This is a genomic window from Marivirga harenae (genome assembly GCF_030534335.1).
GTDB lineage: Bacteria > Bacteroidota > Bacteroidia > Cytophagales > Cyclobacteriaceae > Marivirga > Marivirga harenae.
On the sequence record NZ_CP130565.1, the window covers coordinates 3848990 to 3868240 of the forward strand.

Here is a 19251-nt window from a genome sequence, read left to right on the forward strand (position 1 = left end):
TTGGATATAGCAAAAGAAAAAGTTTTTAAAACCATAAGGAAGGTTAAGGATGATAAGTTCTCTATTGAAAAAATTGAGCATTATTGCTTGATTTTAGAAATTGGAGAAAGAGACCTTCAGGTATCGGTTATAGATATTAAATCTAATCGGGTTTTAATACTTGAAGATTATAGTTTAAGTAAAACTGAGGATGAACATCAAAAAGTGCAAGTTCTAAAAGCGCTTTTTGATGAGCATCATCTATTGATGGTTGGGTTTTGGAAAGAAGTAATCCTATGCTTTAAAACGCCAAAGTACTGCCTAGCACCTCTCTCCTATTTCTCAAAGGACAATGCTAGGGCAATTCTGAAAATGAATTGTCAGGTTGAACCGTCCGATTCTGTAGGTTATTATAAGGTGAATAGTAATGACTCAGTCAATATCTTTACCTATCAGAAAGAAGTTCTAAAGTTCATTCGGTCAATTTATGTTAACAGCAAAATAAAAGTCACTCACCAAAGTGGTATGTTAGTGAACGCGGTTCTATTTAATCCGCCCTTTGCAAATGAAAATGAATTGTCTCTGTACATAGATAGGTTTTACCTCCATGCATCTGTCTGCAATAATGGAAAATTGTTATATTTTAACTCCTTCAAAATCCAGAAATTTGATGAGTATATAAAATATATCAATCTGATATGCAATGAATTTAAAATTTTGAAAAAGGAAGGAATTATTAATCTTTGGGGTTATATAAAAAAGGACTCTACTCATTTTCAAGAACTGCAAAAGAATTTTCCAGCTATTAAAATTGGGAATAGGACCAAAAAATTAAATTTTGGATTCAAATTTGATGAAATAGCCGAACATCAGTATTTTGATGTATTTGGAAACTATTTTAATTTATAATTCATGTCAAAGAGAATCGCCATTTTCCCTGGTTCATTTGATCCTTTCACGAAAGGACATTACGATATTGTCGTCAGAGGATTAAAGATTTTCGATGAGATCATCATCGCAATTGGCTACAATTCAAAGAAACAAAACCGGTATTTTGATATCGATTTGATCGTGAACAAACTTGAAGAAACTTTCGAAGGCGAATCCAGGGTTTCAGTTATTGTATACAATAAATTGACATCAAATTTAGCCAAAGACTTGCAGGCTGGTTTTTTGTTAAGGGGATTGAGAAACACGACTGACTTCGAATATGAAAACAGTATAGCACAAGTCAACAAATATCTAAACGAAGGTCTGGAATCTGTTTTTCTAATAACGGCTCCAGAATATGCTGCTATAAGTTCCACAATTATTAGAGAGGTACATAAATTCCGAGGAAATGTGGACGAATTTTTACCCTATAAAATTGACTAAATTAGCTGCATTTCTACCCTATGGAAAATAGTTAATGATTTTTAAAAATTTATTAATATTATTTTCATACAACTTATTTAAAAATACGTTAGATTTCGCCATATAAAATTCAATTAAAAAATGGCACTTAATGAAGCATCAGATTTCGCAACATTTGACGAATATGATGACAAAGATTACGATGAGCTCGAAGATGATTTTTTTGATGACGAACAAGATGACATCAAATTAAATAATGAAGACGAGGAAGAGGACACTTGGCGATTTAAAATCGATGATAACTTAGACGAAGATGCTGAAGATCAGGATTTTGATTTTGACGATGACGATCTGAGGAAAGATTTGGATGATTATTAAAAAAAATAGGTGGTAAATATTTGCCACCTATTTTCTTACCTCTACTTTCTAATAGCTAACCAATTCTACTTATCAATTAGCTTATCTTGCCTACTTGGCAGGGAAAACTTGCAAAGCTAAATTTTGAGCTGCAGCAAACGCATTTTGATCTATGCCCAAATTAACCTTCTTTTTATTAAAATACGCTACCATATCTTCTGTCACCATATTACCCACTAAATCATCTTTAGCCATAGGGCACCCACCAAAGCCTTTTATAGCACCATCAAATCTTCTACAGCCAGCAGAATAGGCAGCCTCAAGTTTTTCCCAAATCGTGCTCGGATGGCTGTGCAAATGGGCACCAAATTCTATATGTGGATATTGAGGAATCAATTGCTCAAATATCCATGATATGTTTTCAGGATTGGAAACTCCGATTGTATCTGAAAGTGAAATTACCTTGACATCAATTTTATTTAACCTTTCCACGAACTCTTGAACAAAACCAGCATCGTACGGATCACCGTAAGGATTCCCAAAACCCATCGATAAATAAACAACCAGTGTTTTATCATGAGCTACAGATACTCCTTGAATTTCGTTTAAATCCTTCATTGCTGTTTCAATAGAACGCTTGGTATTACGTTGCTGAAATGTTTCGGATAAAGATAGTGGATATCCTAAATAAGAAATATGATTAAACTTGACGGCCTCAGAAGCTCCTCTTTGGTTCGCAATAATTGCCAGTAATTTCGAACTAGATTGCTGCCAGTCGAGCTTTTCAAATACCTCAGCACTATCTTTCATTTGAGGTATTGCCTTTGGAGAAACAAAGCTTCCTGCGTCAATAGTATCAAAACCAACTTTTAACAATTGATTCAAGTAATCGATTTTTTGATCTGTTGGAATAAAATCATGCAAGCCCTGCATAGCATCTCTTGGGCACTCTATAAGCTTTACCGTTTTAGTGTTTTTCGTCTCCATAATTCAAAACTAATCATTAAGACTTTCTGCTAAAAGAAATTCTTTTGCTCATTGAATTTCAAATACAGAGAAATCATAAGAATAATAGCGAATTTTTAATTTCATCTTACTAAATTTCAGCTTCGTACTAAAAATTACACGTGGGAGTAGTCATCAAACAAAGCGCTTATGCCTCTATTATCAACTATTTGGGAGTTGCAATAGGTGCTGTTAATATGATATTTCTTTTCCCTGAGTTTCTAACGCAAAAGGAACTAGGTTTATTTAAAGTTATTTTTTCTATGGCCATAATACTTTCACCTTTTGCTCAGGTGGGCCTTGCTAGAACTACTTTGAGATATTTTCCCCGTTTTAATAAAGGTCATAAATCATCAGGAAGGTTTTTCACATTCGTACTGATCATGGGCTTTTTCACCATTTCAGTTTTTATCGGCCTCTTTCAATTGGTTGATCAATGGGTATTTGGTTTTTTTGAAAAGAATGCCCCTGAGCTCATACATCAATATTGGCTAATTATCATTTTGGTGGCAATTATGGTGTATATCTCCATTTTTGAAGCATATTATAAAGCTCAACTCAATGTGGTGATTCCGACATTCATGCGGGAGTTTTTTCTGAGGATAACTAGTAGTGTCCTGGCTTTCCTATATTTTCTAGACTATATTTCATTTGAGTGGTTTTTGCGGTTTTCTGTTGCCACTTATGCACTCAGCCTCTTACTATTATTTTCTATCGTTATTTTAAAGGGGCAATTAAGATTCAATTTTTCAATCTTTCAACTGAAGAGGTCATTCATCCAAGATATGACCAAATACATGTTTTTTATTATGGCCAGTGCTGTAGGTTCTGTTATTGTTTTGCAAATAGATCAATTGATGGTGACTGGGTATTTAGGGCTGAAAGAAAATGGGATTTATGTGATTGCATTCTTCATGGGTACAGTAATCGAAATTCCAAGAAGGAGTATTTCACAAATGTCAGATGCATTAATTGCAAATGCATTTGAAAATGAAAGGCTAGACGAAATTAAAAAGATCTACAAGCAAAGTAGTATCAATCAGCTGATTTTAGGAAGTTTTGTGTTTATTTTAGTGATAATAAACTTAGATAATATTTATGCAATTATGCCGAAAGGTGATGATTATGCAAGCGGAAAATGGATAGTCGTATTAATTGGTTTAAGCAAGTTGATAAATATGAGCTTTGGCGTCAATTCAGAAATCATTGTGTCTTCAAAATTCTACAAATCCAATATTTATTTTGTAATCGTGTTAGCCGTATTAACGATTGCATTAAATGCTTTTTTAATTCCAAAGTATGGTTTAACTGGTGCAGCAATTGCTACCCTATCTTCAATACTGTTGTTTAACGTAATTAAATTGATTTACATTTATATTAAACTAGATTTTCAACCCTTTTCTATTCATACTTTAAGTACCCTTTTGCTTTCGGGTTTGTGTCTTTTTCTTGTAAGCATTGTACCTCAATTTTCAAATCCAATAGTAAATGGCGCTTACTTAACTATGCTAACTTGTTTGATTTTTGGTCTTTTGATGCTGTTTTTTAAACCTTCGAAAGAAATCACGAAGATCATTCAACCACTTAGAGATAGATTTAACTTTTAAAAAATGAATTTATATTCTGAATAACAAATTGAATATCTTCTTCTGAATGACTAGGGTGAATGGGTAACGATAGAACAGACTTTGATGCTTCAATAGCGCTAGGGTATTGCATATTTACCTTAAAAACGGACATCTCTGAAAGTGCTGTTGGATAATGTATATCTGTCTCAATTTTTTTTTGCATTAAGTAGTCTTGAAGTGCATCTCTCCTATTCGTTCTAATTACAAATTGATGATAAAAATGGCCGCTGCAATTCAAGGGTAAAGCCAGACCTTGTAAGTGGGTAAAATATAGCTCTGCTATCTTTCGCCTTTTAATGTTATCCGCATCCAGGAATGGCAGCTGGGCGGAAAGCACAGCGGCTTGTATTTCATCCATCCTACTGTTTCTTCCCATCTGAATATGACTATTTCTACCGGATTGGCCATGGTTAGCCCATAACTTACATTTTTCGGCTAAGTCTTCATTACTAGTAAGAATAGCCCCCGCATCGCCTAAGGCTCCTAAATTCTTCGTTGGGTAAAAACTAAAAGCAGCAATATCACCAAATGTACCTGCCAATTTTCCGTTTAAAGAGGCTCCATGTGCTTGGGCACAGTCTTCAATCAAGTAGATTTCATTTTTCTTGCATATTGAAACAATCTTTTCAATTTCAGGGTGAACCAAGCCAAATAAATGTGGAAGTATAAGAGCTTTTGTCTTTGGAGATATTTTTTCTTCTAGTTCTGAAAGCTGGATCCCAAAATGATCTAAATAAATATCACAAAATACTATTTTCCCACCGACTAATTTGATAACAGAAGCATCAGAAAACCAGCTGAAGGCAGATGTGATGACCTCATCCCCTTCCTGAATTTCAATACTCCTCAAGATAATCTCCAACGCATCTGTACAATTTGCCGTTGGTATCAAATAATCCTGACCTAAGTAATTGGAAAAATCTTTACAAAATTTGTTTAGGTATTTACCATTCATGAAAACCCCCTCATTCAAGACATTATCTATCGCGGATCTTATTTCTTTTCGAACAGGTGATAATTTTAAAAAGGGGATCGACTTAACGGGCATATCTTAATTATAAAAATAGGGTATTAAATAAATATATAGTCATTTATATTTGCAATAACAGCATCACTTTTCCAACTTTAAATTTGTTTTTGAAGTAATAGAGCTAGAAAATTCATTAAATTGAAATTATATAATTTTTACCTCAAAGATTAGAATTTTTAATTAAAAATAAGCCATAAATGAAAAAAGTAGCAATAATGACTTCGGGGGGAGATGCGCCAGGTATGAATGCCTGCGTTCGGGCAGCTGTTCGGGGAGCCGTTTACCATGGAATCGAAATATATGGGATTTACAGAGGGTATGATGGCATGATTGAAGGGGACATTGTGAAAATGAAATCTCATTCGGTTAGTAATATTATTCAAAAGGGTGGTACTATCTTAAAATCAGCCAGAAGTGAGGAGTTTAAAACTAAAGAAGGAAGAAAGAAAGCTTTTGATCATTTACAGAAACTTGGGATTGAAGGATTAATCACCATTGGTGGAGATGGTACATTTACAGGCGCTAAAATTTTTTATGATGAATATGGAATTCCTACGGTTGGAGCTCCAGGCACCATTGATAATGATTTGTATGGCACTGATTATACCATTGGATTCGACACTGCTGTAAATACTGCACTGGGTGCAATAGATAAAATCAGGGATACTGCCGATTCACATAATCGTCTTTTCTTTATAGAAGTAATGGGACGAGATTCCGGCTACATTGCTATTCGTTCTGGAATTGGAGGCGGAGCTGAGTTGGTAATGGTTCCTGAAACCTCCACTAGTATCAAAGAGGTTATAAGCACTTTGCGAGAAGGCTGGGCGCGTCACAAAACATCTTCCATTGTGGTAGTAGCCGAAGGGGATGAGGAAGGAAATGCTATGGAAATTGCAGCAAAGGTAAAAAAAGCCATTAATCAGAAAGATATCAAGGTTTCCATTTTAGGTCATATCCAGCGTGGTGGTTCTCCTAGTGCACAAGACAGAATTCTGGCCAGCAGATTAGGTTTAGGCGCCATTGAAGGCTTAATGAAAGGGGAAAAGAATGTAATGGCGGGGATAATAAATGATAAATTAGTTTATACATCCTTTGAAGATAGTATAACCAAAAACAAGCCCCTGAATCAGGAATTAATTCACATGGTTAAAGTGTTGAGCGTTTAAATAGAGCCTATTGGGCTTTTAAATGAGCCAAATTTATATCTATTTGATATTCAACACCAAATAATAAACTTTTGTGAAATCAATCAAAAGATTTCATCTAATTAAAACTCAAATAGGGGAAATGGAATTAAAAACCACATTAGAAATAAAGCCAGTTGAAGAAAAAATCCATCCTCACGATCGGATTACTTCTATTGGGAGTTGCTTTGCCGATCATATTGGTAGTCGCTTTGAAGAGATGAAAATGGATATTTTGAGTAATCCATATGGAATTATATACAATCCAATTTCTCAAATGCGACTAATCAAATCAGCACTGAAGGGAGAAGATTTAAATGAAGAACATATAATTGAAAACCGGGATATATACAATCACCTGGATGCTCATTCCATTTTTGGTAAGAAGAATCTGATTGAGTTAAAAGACGGGATAAGGGAAGCTTCCGCCAAATTGAAAGATTACTTGGAGACTTCTAAAGTATTAATTCTAACCTTCGGAACGGCATGGGTTTATCGTTATGAAAAAACCCAAGACATTATAGCTAACTGCCACAAACTTCCATCCCAAAATTTCCAAAAGGAATTATTGGAATTGCAAGATATAATTGAAGAGGTGAGCTCTACAATAGCATATTTAAGAGAAGTAAACCCAAAAATTCGAATAATTTTGACTGTCAGTCCTGTTCGTCATACTAAGGATGGAATACCAGAGAATATGTTGAGCAAGTCTATTCTTAGGTTGGCTGTTCATAAAATAAAAACAAGCATCGAAAAGACCTACTATTTTCCTGCTTTCGAATTAATGATGGATGATTTACGGGATTACAGATTTTATGCAGAGGACATGATCCATCCCAATAACGTAGCCAGAAATTTCATTTGGCAACGATTTAGAGAAACTTTCTTTTCGGAACCACTTTTCGCCTATTGTGATAAGTGGCAGGCGATCAAAAATGATCTAAACCATAGAGTGATGAACCCTGGTTCCGAGGAACACGTCCAATTCTTGGAAGCATTGTATAAAAAACTAAGCCGTTTTTCAGTAATGGGAAATGTGGAAGAGGAAATGAAACATGTAGAAAAAGAATTAGAAGATGCCAAAAGCCAATAAACTCATTCATGAGAGCAGTCCCTATTTGTTACAGCACGCCCAGAACCCAGTTGAGTGGCAAGCTTGGGGAGAAGAAGCACTAAATCAAGCCAAGAAAGAAGATAAACCAATAGTATTGAGCATCGGCTATGCTGCATGCCATTGGTGTCATGTAATGGAGCATGAAAGTTTCGAGGATGATGAAGTAGCCAAAGTGATGAACGAAAATTACATTTGCATTAAACTAGATCGTGAGGAAAGACCCGATATCGACCAAATCTATATGGATGCTGTCCAAAACATGGGATTAAATGGTGGTTGGCCTTTGAATATGTTTTTAATGCCCAATCAAAAGCCATTCTATGGCGGAACTTATTTCCCCAAGCACAAATGGTTGGAAATATTGGATAAAGTCGCTATGGCATTCCAAAGCAGTCGTGATCAGTTAGAAGAGTCTGCAGATAAATTTGCACAAGCCCTTAATGCGCCTGATACGGAAAAATTAGGGCTGGGCAACTTAAAATCAAATGAATTCAACAGTAAAATACTGTCGGAAGCTTACCAAAAGCTAAGTAATTCTTTCGACTGGGATAATGGCGGTACATTAGGAGCCCCTAAATTTCCAATGCCAGTCATATGGAAATTCTTAATGAAATATGCCTTTCACAGTCAAAATCCTGAAGCTCGAAAGGCACTGGAGTTGACCTTAAGCTCCATGGCCGATGGCGGGATTTACGACCAAATAGGCGGTGGATTTGCTCGTTATTCTGTTGATGCGGAATGGTTTGCCCCACACTTTGAAAAGATGTTGTATGATAATGGACAACTCATAAGCTTATATGCCGATGCTTATCGATTTACCCAGAATCCATATTTCAAAGAAATATTTGAAGATAGCATAAAATTTAGTGTTCGCGAATTGATGGACCCGTACTGCAGGTTTTATTCTGCCCTTGATGCAGACTCAGAAGGCGAGGAAGGCAAGTTTTATACATGGACTTATGATGAACTCCAGAAGCTGTTCGGGAAGGAGTATGAGGCAGTTCTTAAATTCTACAATGCCACGGAAAATGGAAATTGGGAAAATGGAAGAAATATATTGTTTCGTCACAGCACCCTTGAAGATTTTTGCAAGGCTGAAAAATTACATTCTGATGAATTCAAAAAGCAACTCAAGTTCGTAAAGGATCGGTTATTAGACAAAAGAGAAGGTAGAATCCGTCCTGCTTTGGATGATAAGATTCTGACAGCATGGAATGCACTGCTGATAAAAGGAATTTGTGATGCCTATAAAGCCCATCAAGATGAGAAATATAAAGCCATCGCCTTAGACAATTTTATTTTCTTAAGTGAATTTGTTTGGGATGGAAATCACCTATTCAGAAGTTTCAAAAATGATCAGGTGAAAATTAAAGGCTATTTGGAAGATTATGCTTTGACCATACAAGCTTGTTTAACAATTTTTGAAATTTCCTCAAATCGAAAAGCTTTACACTTTGCAGAAGAATTGGCCCAATATGCCGTTGATAACTTTTATGATACACAAGAAATGCTATTCTATTATACCGACAAGACTAGCGAAAAGTTAATTGCAAGAAAAAAAGAGATCTTTGACAACGTCATTCCTTCTTCCAACTCAGTGATGATTGAAAGTCTGCATTGGCTTGGAATCTTGACGGGAAATGCTTCTTTCACCAAAATATCAGAGGATATGCTTAAGCAAATCCAACATTTACTCGTAAGGGAACCAAAATTCTTAGCGAATTATGCTTCAGCTTATGCGTTGAAAGCACACAAAAGCTTTGATGTGGTTGTAGTAGGTAAAGATGCTAAAAAATTTCAAAAGGAGATGTGGTCTCATTATTTGCCTAATACTTTCATTATGGCAATAGAAGAGGAAAATGACAAAGAATTAGTCTGGCGAGGAAAAGAGATCATCAATACTAAAACGAGCATTTATGTGTGTGAAAATAACGCCTGCCAACAGCCTGTATACGATGTCCAAGATGCTATAGCCCAAATGACCAAATGAGTCAACTAAGCTTGAATACGATAGAGGAAGAGAGCCTGCAGCAAACATTTTTCGTTCAGGTTCTTTTGCCTGTACCCATTCCTAAAACTTTCACCTATCGCGTTCCAAGAAAATATGAAGAACAGCTCCAAGTTGGTATCAGGGCCATTGTTCCATTTGGAAAAAAGAAAATTATAACGGGTGTGATCAGTTCAATTCACCACGAAGCACCAAAAGAATATGAAGCCAAATATATTCTAGAAATTCTCGATGAATTTCCTATCCTTAGTAGACAGCAATTCAAACTATTTGAATGGATGGCACAATACTACATGGCTACTGAAGGTGAAGTGCTTAATGTTGGACTGCCATCTGGTCTAAAATTGAGCAGTGAATCGAAAATCCAATTAAACCCGGCTTTTGAATTAGAACAGTCACCTTATATATTTAGTCAAATTGAAGAAATAGTCATCAAGCTGTTGAAAAAAGAAGGGCTGCTCTCCTACCAACAGTTTGCAGAACTTACCAATGGAAAACAAACCAGTCTTTTATTAAAAGAATTGCTCAAAAAACAAGTCATTATGCTAATTGAGCAAGTTCAAGAGCGCTATAAGCCCAAAACTGAGAAGCGTTTAAGGTTGCACAAGGCTTGGCTGAATGAAGCTCATTTAAGTGAACTGATGCAGTCTTTAGAGAAAAAACATAAGCAGCTAGACGTACTTTTGAAATTTCTGCAGGAAGTTCCAATATTTAAGCACCCTAATAAAAATGAAATAGGTTTAGCAAAAAGTGTTTTTAAAGAAGAGCAATTTTCTATTTCCTCCATCAACACGCTTATTAAAAATAAAATATTTGAAGAATTTGAGGTGATCACTTCTCGATTGGACTACCTTAATAGGCAAGAAAACCTAGATCATGAAATTAGTTTAAGCCCAGCTCAAGAGCAGTGCAGAAATGACCTCAACACAATTTTTGCCGATAAAGATGTAGCCTTGTTGCATGGAGTTACGGGTAGTGGAAAAACAGAAATCTATTTATCGCTTATTAGAGAAGTAATTGACAGCGGCTCGCAGGCTCTATTTCTATTACCAGAAATCGCCATAACCACTCAAATGATTCAGCGAGTGCGGAAAATATTTGGAGATCAAGTAGGGATATATCACTCCAAGTTTTCAGATGCTGAAAGAGTAGAAGTGTGGCAGGGAGTTGCAGAAGGCAATATTAACTTTGTGATAGGGGTACGCTCTTCCGTTTTGCTACCTTTTAACAATCTTTCACTAATCGTAGTAGATGAGGAACATGAAAGTAGTTATAAACAGCATGAACCTGCACCGCGCTATAATGCCCGTGATACCGCTGTGGTACTATCAAATATCCATCAGGCGAAGTTGATCTTAGGATCTGCTACACCATCTTACGAGAGCTATTATAACGCTAAAACTGGTAAGTACGGGCTGACTGTCTTGAGCGAAAGATATGGAGAAGGCAGAATGCCAGAAATTGAAGTCATTGATATGCGAAAGCAAAAAGCCAAAAAACTGGTTAAAGATGATTTTAGCCATAGTTTTTTAGCTGCACTTGAGGCAGAAATGAATAAAGAAAACCAGGCCATTATTTTCCAAAACCGAAGAGGATACGCTCCATACTTGCAATGCGAAACTTGCGGGTGGATTTCAGAGTGTGAGAATTGTTCGGTCAGCCTAACTTACCACATGCACCAGCATGAGTTGAAGTGTCACTACTGTGGATACCGACAAAAAAGCCCAAGCGCTTGCTTAAGTTGCGAATCTACCGCATTAGTAATGAAAGGCTTCGGAACCGAGAAAATTGAAGATGATTTAAAACTTCATTTTCCAGAAGTAAAAATCCAAAGAATGGATCGAGACACCACTCGCAAAAAGTATTCATATCAGCAGATAATAGAATCTTTTGAAAGCGGAGAAACACAAATATTGATTGGCACACAGATGGTGACTAAGGGATTGGATTTTGAAAATGTGAGTATAGTGGGAATAGTAGATGCTGATAGAATGATGTACTATCCTGATTTTAGGGCACATGAGCGCGCTTTTCAGCTCATGTTGCAGGTCAGCGGCCGAGCCGGAAGAAGTCACAAAAAGGGCAAAGTATGGATTCAAAGTTTCCAAGAAGACCACCCCTTATTTAAATATCTGTTGGATTATGATTATGAAGGATTTTATGAACTTCAGCTGAAAGAAAGGCATTCATTCTTCTATCCGCCTTACTGCAGATTAATTAAAGTAGTATTAAAGGGAGCGGAAAGCAATTCTGTACGAAATGGAGCGAAGTTACTTCATGAGTCTTTGACTACAATATTAGGCAGTCAGCGAGTTTTGGCGCCACACGAGCCCATGATTTCCAAAATAAGAAATATCTACCATATGGAGCTTTGGATAAAATTAGAAAAAGGATATCCTTTAGAAAATACAAAAAAACAAATTAAAGATTCCGTCACTAGGCTTCATGAAAACAGCCAATTCAGAAAATTGCGTGTAGTTTTTGACGTGGATCCACAATAGTTAGTCTTTGAATGTACTCTGTTTGAAAAAAATCTTAGTGGTTAAAAAATCTGAACTTTAGTTTTTTATTAACTAGTTAAGATAATTTTTCTAAATTCGTTATTAATTATTTATATTTTTTGAGCAAATTCTATCAATATAACCTATTACTACTAAGATTTAAGAATCCTGAAACAGAAAAGAATTTTAACCTGGGCTGCTTTAAGGAGGATTTGAATGCACTACGATTTGTTATTGTTTTAGGAACCGCCCTGAGCATTATTTTTATTTTTGTGGACGTGATGCGGTATGAATTAGATATGATTTCTGTAGCCTTTCGGGGAGGAATGGCTTTAATTTTGATCGTTTTAGGTGGTCTAACCTTTTTGTTTAAAGAAGAAAACTATCAATTCACACAATACATGGGCATTTTAATTGCTCTCTTTGTATCTACGGTTTTCTTTCTACACTACCATTTTAACGAAGATCCCGCATTTGATATTTTCCTGTCAAATATTTTGATGGTACTAATTTTCATTACTTCCACGATCATGGGAATGCGGTTTCGCTATGCAATATTGGTGAATACAGTGAATTTCGCTGCGTACATTTTATATATTGAGAACATCAATTACTCTCTTATTGCAGAAAGACAAATATCACAGCTTTTCGTCATCTACATGGTTGGAATATTAGCCTCCTACATTCTGGAGAGACAAAAAATGACCTCCTTTATTCATAAAAATGAGTTGGATTTAGAGGTGCAAAAGGTTGATGAACTCAATAGAGTGAAAAATAAGCTTTTTTCAATTATTTCACATGATCTCCGGGGCCCTATAGTCTCATTAAAAGGAATTGTAGGCTTATACAAAAAAGGAGCTGTGACTGTAGATGAATTCAAGCAGCTTACCAATAATTTAGAGGACGATTTAAATAACTCTTCCAATCTATTGGACAACCTTTTGGCATGGTCAAAAAGTCAATTACAAGGATTAGATATTAATAAAGGGCGAGTAAATCTTCAGGAGGAACTTTCCATGCTAAAAAATTTATTTAGTTCTCAATTGAAATCAAAGGGGATTTCTCTCGATATTGATTTAGAAGATCAACAAGAAATAGTAGTAGACAAAGAAACTATTCAAATTGTATTTAGAAATATATTGTCTAATGCTATAAAATTCACTCCACTAGGAGGTAAAATCTCAGTAACATCAAAGAATGATGATGATGGGATGATAGCTATTTCCTTTACAGATTCTGGTATCGGAATGCCCCCAGAAAAGCTAGATAACTTATTCCAAATCAATAAAAATACATTAATAGGTACCTCCTCCGCTAGTGGTGCCGGCATAGGTTTGCTCTTGGTAAAAGAATTTGTAGAACTTAATAATGGCGATATTGCTGTAAGCAGCGCTTTGGGGAAGGGAACGACCTTTAAAATTAGACTCCCTACCCAATAGGTATACCTAAAGGCTATGAAAAAGTATTAAATGTATTAGCAAAAAGCTTTCATCTAGTGAATTCCACATTCAAAGTCCTTCTCACCCTTTTATACTTATTACATAAACTGCAAATTAAAAGCATTTCATCTATTGAATGAAAAGTTGATGAAACAGTTTGTTTGAACTTTTGGAATCAAAACACGCTTATTACGAAATCATTTCAATTCTTTCAAGGGTATTCCATCTTTTAAAATTAATTTTGCAATATGATATTAGTAGGTAATGCAGTCATCACTGATGACATCAAGGAAAAAAACTTCGTTTGTAATATTGAGAAATGCAAGGGTGCTTGCTGTGTAGAAGGAGATTTGGGAGCTCCGCTTACAGAGGAAGAATTGCCAATTATGAAGGAAATCTATCCTAAAGTAAAGCCCTACTTATCTGAGAAAGGCATTAAGGCCATTGAAGAGCAAGGAGAATATATTGAAGATTGGGAAGGAGATTACAGCACCACTACCATTAATGAAAAAGAATGTGCTTATGCCATTTATGATGAAAAAGGTATTCTAAAATGTGGGATAGAACAAGCGCATAATGATGGAAAAATTGATTTCTTAAAGCCCATATCCTGTCATTTATATCCCATAAGAATCACTAAATATGATGAGTACGATGCTCTAAATTACGATAGATGGCATATTTGTGATCCAGCCTGCGAATTAGGTGATAAATTAGGTGTACCGATTTATAAATTTACGAAAGATGCTTTGATCAGGAATTACAGCAAAGAGTGGTATGAAGAATTGGTCAGAGAAATTGAATCAACTAATGAATAAAACTAGATCATTAAATTAGGGAGTGTAACCGTAAATCTGGTCCCTTTATCAACTTCAGAATCGACTTTAATTTCTCCGTTAATCTTTTGGATGGTCTCTTTAACAATATAAAGCCCTATTCCTGTTCCTTTGCTATCATTGGAAGCTCTGAAGAACATTTCAAAGATTTTTTCTAGATATTTTGATTCAATGCCCAAGCCATTATCGGTAATTTTTAAGACCGCCTTTTCACGATCAACATTAATACAAATTTGAACAAATGGATGCTCAATGTAAGGATTAAAATACCGGATTGAATTAGAAATAAGATTGTTAAAAATAACTTTCAATCTTCTTTTATCAGAATAAAACTCAATACTGGAATCAATTTTAATTTCCTTCCTGATGCGATCAAAATTCTCTAAGTATTGGTAATTATCCATGGTCTCTTGCAAGATTTCGTGGAAGTCAATAAATTCAGGCTTCACCTCTTGCCGTGCATTTCGAGATAAATCAACAATATCTTTGATAAAATCATCCAGTTTATTAATGCTCTTATCAACCAAGTCTAAGTATTGACCTAATTTCTCTTTATCATTCTCATTTTTGGCCAAATTGATCAAGCCTTTGACTGAGCTGAGCGGTGCTTTTAAATCATGTGAGGCACTGTAAACAAAACTGTCCAGCTCAGTATTCAATTTCTTCAATTCCCGATTTTGCTTTTTCAGCTTTTCCTGCGCACTTTTTATACCGGTTACATCTCTTATAGCGCCATCAAAATACTTCACGCCTTGATCATCTTCGCTTACCATACTACTTAGGAGTCCAGTAAATATCTCTCCGTTCTTTTTTCTAAATTGAACTTCAATATTGGTTACATCTCTTTTCTTAATAAGCATTTGTCCTAGTCTTTCCCGGTCTTTAGGATTAGCATACAGACTGTTTAGTTGGGTATGTTTATAAAGCTCATCCTTGGATTTAAAACCAAACATTTTCATAAAGGCATCATTAATGAAAATTAAGCCCCTGTCGTGAGAACTTCGATAAATTGCTTCCGAAATATTTTTATTGACTGATGCAAGTATTCTTTCACTACTCTTAATTCTTTCCTTAGCTTCGTAATTATCCGTAATATCATTTGTTAAACAGGCTACTCCTGAAATTTCCTGCTTGAACACAACAGGGAATATTTTAGAGTCAACTACTTTAACAATTTTATCTCCTTCTCTGTAAAAATCACGGTAATTTTCTTCCTTACCATTTAAGGCAATGCTGATTCTTTGAATGGTCTTATCATACTGCTCAGCTAAATCTTTTTGTTCTAACACATTCATCCCTACCTGGGGAGTTAAGCCATAGTGAGTAAAGAGATGGTCAATAAATTTATTATTAAATGCCATCAAATTAAATCTTGAATCTACCATCCAGATCATGGAATCAAGGCTATCGAATATTGATCTCCAGCTGGCTTCTTGATGCATCACCTCCCCCACTTGAAATTGCAGTTTATTGTGAAAATTAGATTTCAAGGCTGTGTACTCCTCTTCCAGAACCTTATAGTCATGAATCACGGTATTCACCAATTCATATACTGGACTTAAAGGGTTACCCATTTCAAAATTTATTGGCTTGGTTTCTCCTTTTTTCCAGTCAACCTGGCCAAACACATCATTTAACTTTTTGAAATCAATATTATTGGATTGAGCCTGGAGCCTTTGAATTTTCAACTCTTTAATCTCTGCTACTAATTCTTCCTTGCTTAGTGATTTTAGGTAATCATCGGAATGCATTTCAGGCTTTATCCCTTTTACAGCATAATCAATAGCCAAAGTTGGATTAACTACCTCTTCAACTCCCTCAATATGCTCTGATTGATGGGATTTATACAGATCTAAAATTACTTTAGCGATACCATGATAGATAAAAAGCATCTTAGACCAGTATTTGCGAAAAGACAGATCAAAAAGATGTATTTCCTCTCTGGCTGAGGAAGGAATAGAGTTCAATTGAGTGGCATCCATAATTAAAGTCAATTTACTATTTTGACTTAAATGGACTACCTTTTGTAAGTTCTTGAAAAATAGTTGTGATTTATGGCTATCAGGTTCACCCATCGTTACCACATAAAGGATCTTGCTTTGAATTAACAGATAGTAACATTTAAAATCTTGAAAATCTGTAATATTCACCCTATCCAAAATCTCAAATTCCAGCTTCTGGTCTTCAAGTATCTTAACTATTTCATTTAAATATTTTGTATTCAATACAAGCGAGATTTACAAGCAATTACAATTTTTAAAAATATGGAAAAATTCTTTAAAAAAATTTCTTGAATTCAGGATTTATAGAGAATGTATGAAATCGCTAAAACTCTAGTAAAAAGTAAGCGTTTTGAACTGAGGAAGGGAATACAAAAATCACCAACTAATCTCAACCGAACCAAAACAAAAAACCCAAATTAGAGGTGTAATTTGGGTTTTGACTGTGAATTGTATTATTCAAATTATTTTTGAAATCCTCTAAGTTTAATCTCTGTTAGTTTTCTTTTGGTGTCCATTGGAAAATCTCCTTTCATCATCCAATCATAATAACCAGATTCTTTTTTCAAAACCTCTTCAACAGGATGACCCTTATGCTTTCCGAAATTAAAAACTTCTACACCTGCATCATTAAAAACGAATCTACCTGCTAGGTCGACCATGTTATCATTGGTGATTTGATGTAAGGTTTCCACATTGTTTTCAATAGTTCCAATCACCTTGCCTTTTAAGTCCTTTAAACTTTCACCTTCATACCTTTTTATTTGCGCATCCAAGACCTCTAGGGTTGCTAAAGTATCTGCTTCTGCTGAGTGCGCATCCACCAAATCTTTATCACAATAAAATTTATAAGCAGCCGTCAATGTTCTCTTTTCCATCATATGGAAAATCTTCTGAGCATCTAGTAATTTCCGTTTTGAAATATCAAAATCAACTTCTGCCCTTAAAAACTCCTCGACTAATACTGGAACATCAAATTTCAATATATTAAAACCTGCCAAATCACAGCCATGTAAAAAAGCGGATAATTCTTTAGCAACACCCTTAAATGTGGGTTTATCCTTCACATCTTTATCATAAATACCGTGAATCAAACTACTCTCCACTGGAATAGGTCTTTCAGGGTTCACTTTTTCAGTATTTTTGATAATTTCACCATCCGGCATCACCTTTACAAAAGAATATTCTACAATTCTATCGTTGACAACATTTGTACCTGTGGTTTCAAGGTCAAAAATGACCATTGGGTTATTGAGTTTTAAAAACATATTATTGAACTAGAGTTTGTGCAGTTTCTTTTAAATTAAGTTCACCAAAATGACCAGAGCTTAAAAAAGCAAAAGTTTTTACTTGTCCCTTCTGTTCGATTAATGCTTCTTCTAATTCCTTAACATCATCAAAGAATTGAACATTAGATTGTCCAAATGCTGTCTTCACGTCATTTTCATTTAATGCCGTTCCACTTTCTACTTTAAGATTCTTAGGATTAATATATATAAACGCAACATCAGCATGCTTTAAGGTGTCTTTATATTCTTGAATAAAATCCTTATCCAAGCTACTAAAGGTGTGCAATTCATACGCAATACAAATTTTTCCCGCTTTGAACTGATGATGCAGCGCATTTACAGTAGCCCTCAGTTTTGAGGGAGCGTGGGCATAGTCTTTATACACTTTTACTCCGTCATTTTCTGCCAATAGCTCCAGTCTATTTTTAGCACCTTTAAAGGTTGAAATGGCTTCATAGAACTTATCATCTGTAATCCCTAAAATATTGCAGACTTCATGAGCTGCATTTATATTCTGTAAATTGTGTCTTCCAAAAATACTGATTTGGACTTTACCATGATCTTTTGTTTTCAGATAGGTTATTCCATCCTTTATTTCAGAATCATGTGAAGCATAAGGTAGTTTACGCACATCTTCCCTGTCTTTTGCGCCAACAATATTGGCAAGGTTATCTTCCTCACAATAAATTAATGAGCCAGCTTTAGGAGTTTTATCTGCAAATAAATCAAACTGCTTTGTATATTCTTCAAAAGTGGAGAACACATTTTTATGATCCCATTTAATACCGGAAATTACTCCAATGTGATGGTCATATTTTAAAAATTTGGGCTGTGGATCTAATTTGGACGCCAAATACTCATCGCCTTCTATGATAATAATGGGTGCATCAGAAATCTGGACAGTTAATTCAAAATCTTCTAGCTCTGCCCCTACCAAATAATCAAAAGATTTTCCTGCAGATTTTAAGACGTGCATGATCATGGCCGTAATCGTACTTTTCCCATGACTGCCCCCCACCACAACTCGCTGTTTATTGGCAGATAATTCACGAACAAATTCAGGAAAAGAGAAAATAGGCAAACCTAATTCCTGCGCTTTCTTTAATTCAGGATTATCATCTTTGGCATGCATACCAAGAATTACGGCATCCAAATCTTGTTTGATGAGATTCACATCCCATCCAATCGAAGGATTTAAACCAGCTGATTTCAATTTGCCGGCTGCAGGTTCGTAGATTTCGTCATCAGAACCAGTTACCTTAATATTTCTTTTTTGCAGTGCCAAGGCGAGATTATGCATCACGCTTCCACCTATTGCTATAAAATGTACTTGTTTGATATGATTTATTTCCATTTGGTAAATGTTAGATAATTCAAAAATAGAATAAAGTTTATGCCGTGGCAAATTATCTTAGGTTTTTAGATGTTGATAAACTGTGGATAAGTTGTCGGAAACTTGGACAGTTTTTCTTAAAGATAAAGAAAATATTAATTTAGCTTTGTTAGCTTTTGAAATTTCAAAAAT

The 19251-nt window shown here is 35.2% G+C and carries 15 protein-coding genes; 10 read left to right on the forward strand and 5 right to left on the reverse strand.

The window, feature by feature from the left end; genetic code table 11:
* From Q3Y49_RS16405 to Q3Y49_RS16415, 3 genes are all read left to right on the forward strand, one after another.
* Positions 1-888 (forward strand): DUF3822 family protein, encoded by an 888-nt coding sequence (locus tag Q3Y49_RS16405; RefSeq protein ID WP_303269669.1) that lies wholly within the window; start codon positions 1-3, stop codon positions 886-888.
* Between the two features lie 3 nt (positions 889-891).
* Entirely contained in the window at positions 892-1353 is a 462-nt protein-coding gene (coaD, locus tag Q3Y49_RS16410; RefSeq protein ID WP_303269670.1) for a pantetheine-phosphate adenylyltransferase, read from the forward strand.
* 120 nt (positions 1354-1473) lie between these two features.
* Positions 1474-1710: an adhesin gene (locus tag Q3Y49_RS16415; RefSeq protein WP_303269671.1), complete on the forward strand. Its 237-nt coding sequence runs from the start codon at positions 1474-1476 to the stop codon at positions 1708-1710.
* Between the two features lie 90 nt (positions 1711-1800).
* Here the strand turns inward: Q3Y49_RS16415 and Q3Y49_RS16420 are convergent, their stop codons facing one another.
* Complete coding sequence (locus Q3Y49_RS16420; RefSeq protein ID WP_303269673.1) at positions 1801-2676, reverse strand: hydroxymethylglutaryl-CoA lyase; 876 nt, start codon at positions 2674-2676, stop codon at positions 1801-1803.
* A gap of 140 nt (positions 2677-2816) precedes the next feature.
* Between Q3Y49_RS16420 and Q3Y49_RS16425 the strand changes: the two genes are divergently transcribed.
* The gene (locus Q3Y49_RS16425) at positions 2817-4301 is read left to right on the forward strand and encodes a lipopolysaccharide biosynthesis protein (RefSeq protein ID WP_303269675.1); all 1485 of its coding nucleotides are present in this window, start codon (positions 2817-2819) and stop codon (positions 4299-4301) included.
* Here Q3Y49_RS16425 and Q3Y49_RS16430 read toward each other — a convergent pair.
* On the reverse strand, positions 4291-5370 hold the full coding sequence (locus tag Q3Y49_RS16430) for a DegT/DnrJ/EryC1/StrS family aminotransferase (RefSeq protein ID WP_303269677.1): 1080 nt from the start codon (positions 5368-5370) through the stop codon (positions 4291-4293). The two genes, Q3Y49_RS16425 and Q3Y49_RS16430, sit on opposite strands and share 11 nt — an antisense overlap.
* 179 nt (positions 5371-5549) lie before the next feature.
* Between Q3Y49_RS16430 and pfkA the strand changes: the two genes are divergently transcribed.
* The 6 genes from pfkA (at position 5550) to Q3Y49_RS16460 (ending at position 14419) form a co-directional block, all read left to right on the forward strand.
* Positions 5550-6521: a 6-phosphofructokinase gene (gene pfkA, locus Q3Y49_RS16435; RefSeq protein WP_303269679.1), complete on the forward strand. Its 972-nt coding sequence runs from the start codon at positions 5550-5552 to the stop codon at positions 6519-6521.
* Positions 6522-6642: 121 nt separating this feature from the next.
* Positions 6643-7632, forward strand: a complete 990-nt coding sequence (locus tag Q3Y49_RS16440) for a GSCFA domain-containing protein (protein ID WP_303269680.1) — start codon at positions 6643-6645, stop codon at positions 7630-7632.
* Complete coding sequence (locus Q3Y49_RS16445; RefSeq protein WP_303269681.1) at positions 7616-9643, forward strand: thioredoxin domain-containing protein; 2028 nt, start codon at positions 7616-7618, stop codon at positions 9641-9643. Before Q3Y49_RS16440 ends, Q3Y49_RS16445 begins: the two co-directional genes overlap by 17 nt.
* Positions 9640-12162, forward strand: coding sequence for a replication restart helicase PriA (gene priA, locus Q3Y49_RS16450; RefSeq protein ID WP_303269682.1), 2523 nt, complete (start codon positions 9640-9642; stop codon positions 12160-12162). Before Q3Y49_RS16445 ends, priA begins: the two co-directional genes overlap by 4 nt.
* Positions 12163-12281: 119 nt before the next feature.
* A complete protein-coding gene (locus tag Q3Y49_RS16455) occupies positions 12282-13601 on the forward strand; it encodes a sensor histidine kinase (RefSeq protein WP_303269684.1) in 1320 nt (439 codons plus the stop codon).
* A gap of 248 nt (positions 13602-13849) precedes the next feature.
* Positions 13850-14419 carry a DUF3109 family protein gene (locus Q3Y49_RS16460; RefSeq protein ID WP_303269685.1) on the forward strand — a complete coding sequence of 190 codons (570 nt, stop codon included), beginning with the start codon at positions 13850-13852 and terminating at the stop codon, positions 14417-14419.
* 2 nt (positions 14420-14421) lie between these two features.
* Here the strand turns inward: Q3Y49_RS16460 and Q3Y49_RS16465 are convergent, their stop codons facing one another.
* The 3 genes from Q3Y49_RS16465 to Q3Y49_RS16475 all read right to left on the reverse strand — a co-directional run bounded on the left by Q3Y49_RS16465 (position 14422) and on the right by Q3Y49_RS16475 (position 19080).
* Entirely contained in the window at positions 14422-16662 is a 2241-nt protein-coding gene (locus Q3Y49_RS16465) for a PAS domain-containing sensor histidine kinase (protein WP_303269686.1), read from the reverse strand.
* A 239-nt stretch (positions 16663-16901) separates the two neighbouring features.
* A complete protein-coding gene (locus Q3Y49_RS16470) occupies positions 16902-17705 on the reverse strand; it encodes a 3'-5' exonuclease (RefSeq protein WP_303269687.1) in 804 nt (267 codons plus the stop codon).
* Between the two features lies 1 nt (position 17706).
* Complete coding sequence (locus Q3Y49_RS16475) at positions 17707-19080, reverse strand: UDP-N-acetylmuramate--L-alanine ligase (protein ID WP_303269688.1); 1374 nt, start codon at positions 19078-19080, stop codon at positions 17707-17709.
* Positions 19081-19251: the final 171 nt, after the last annotated feature.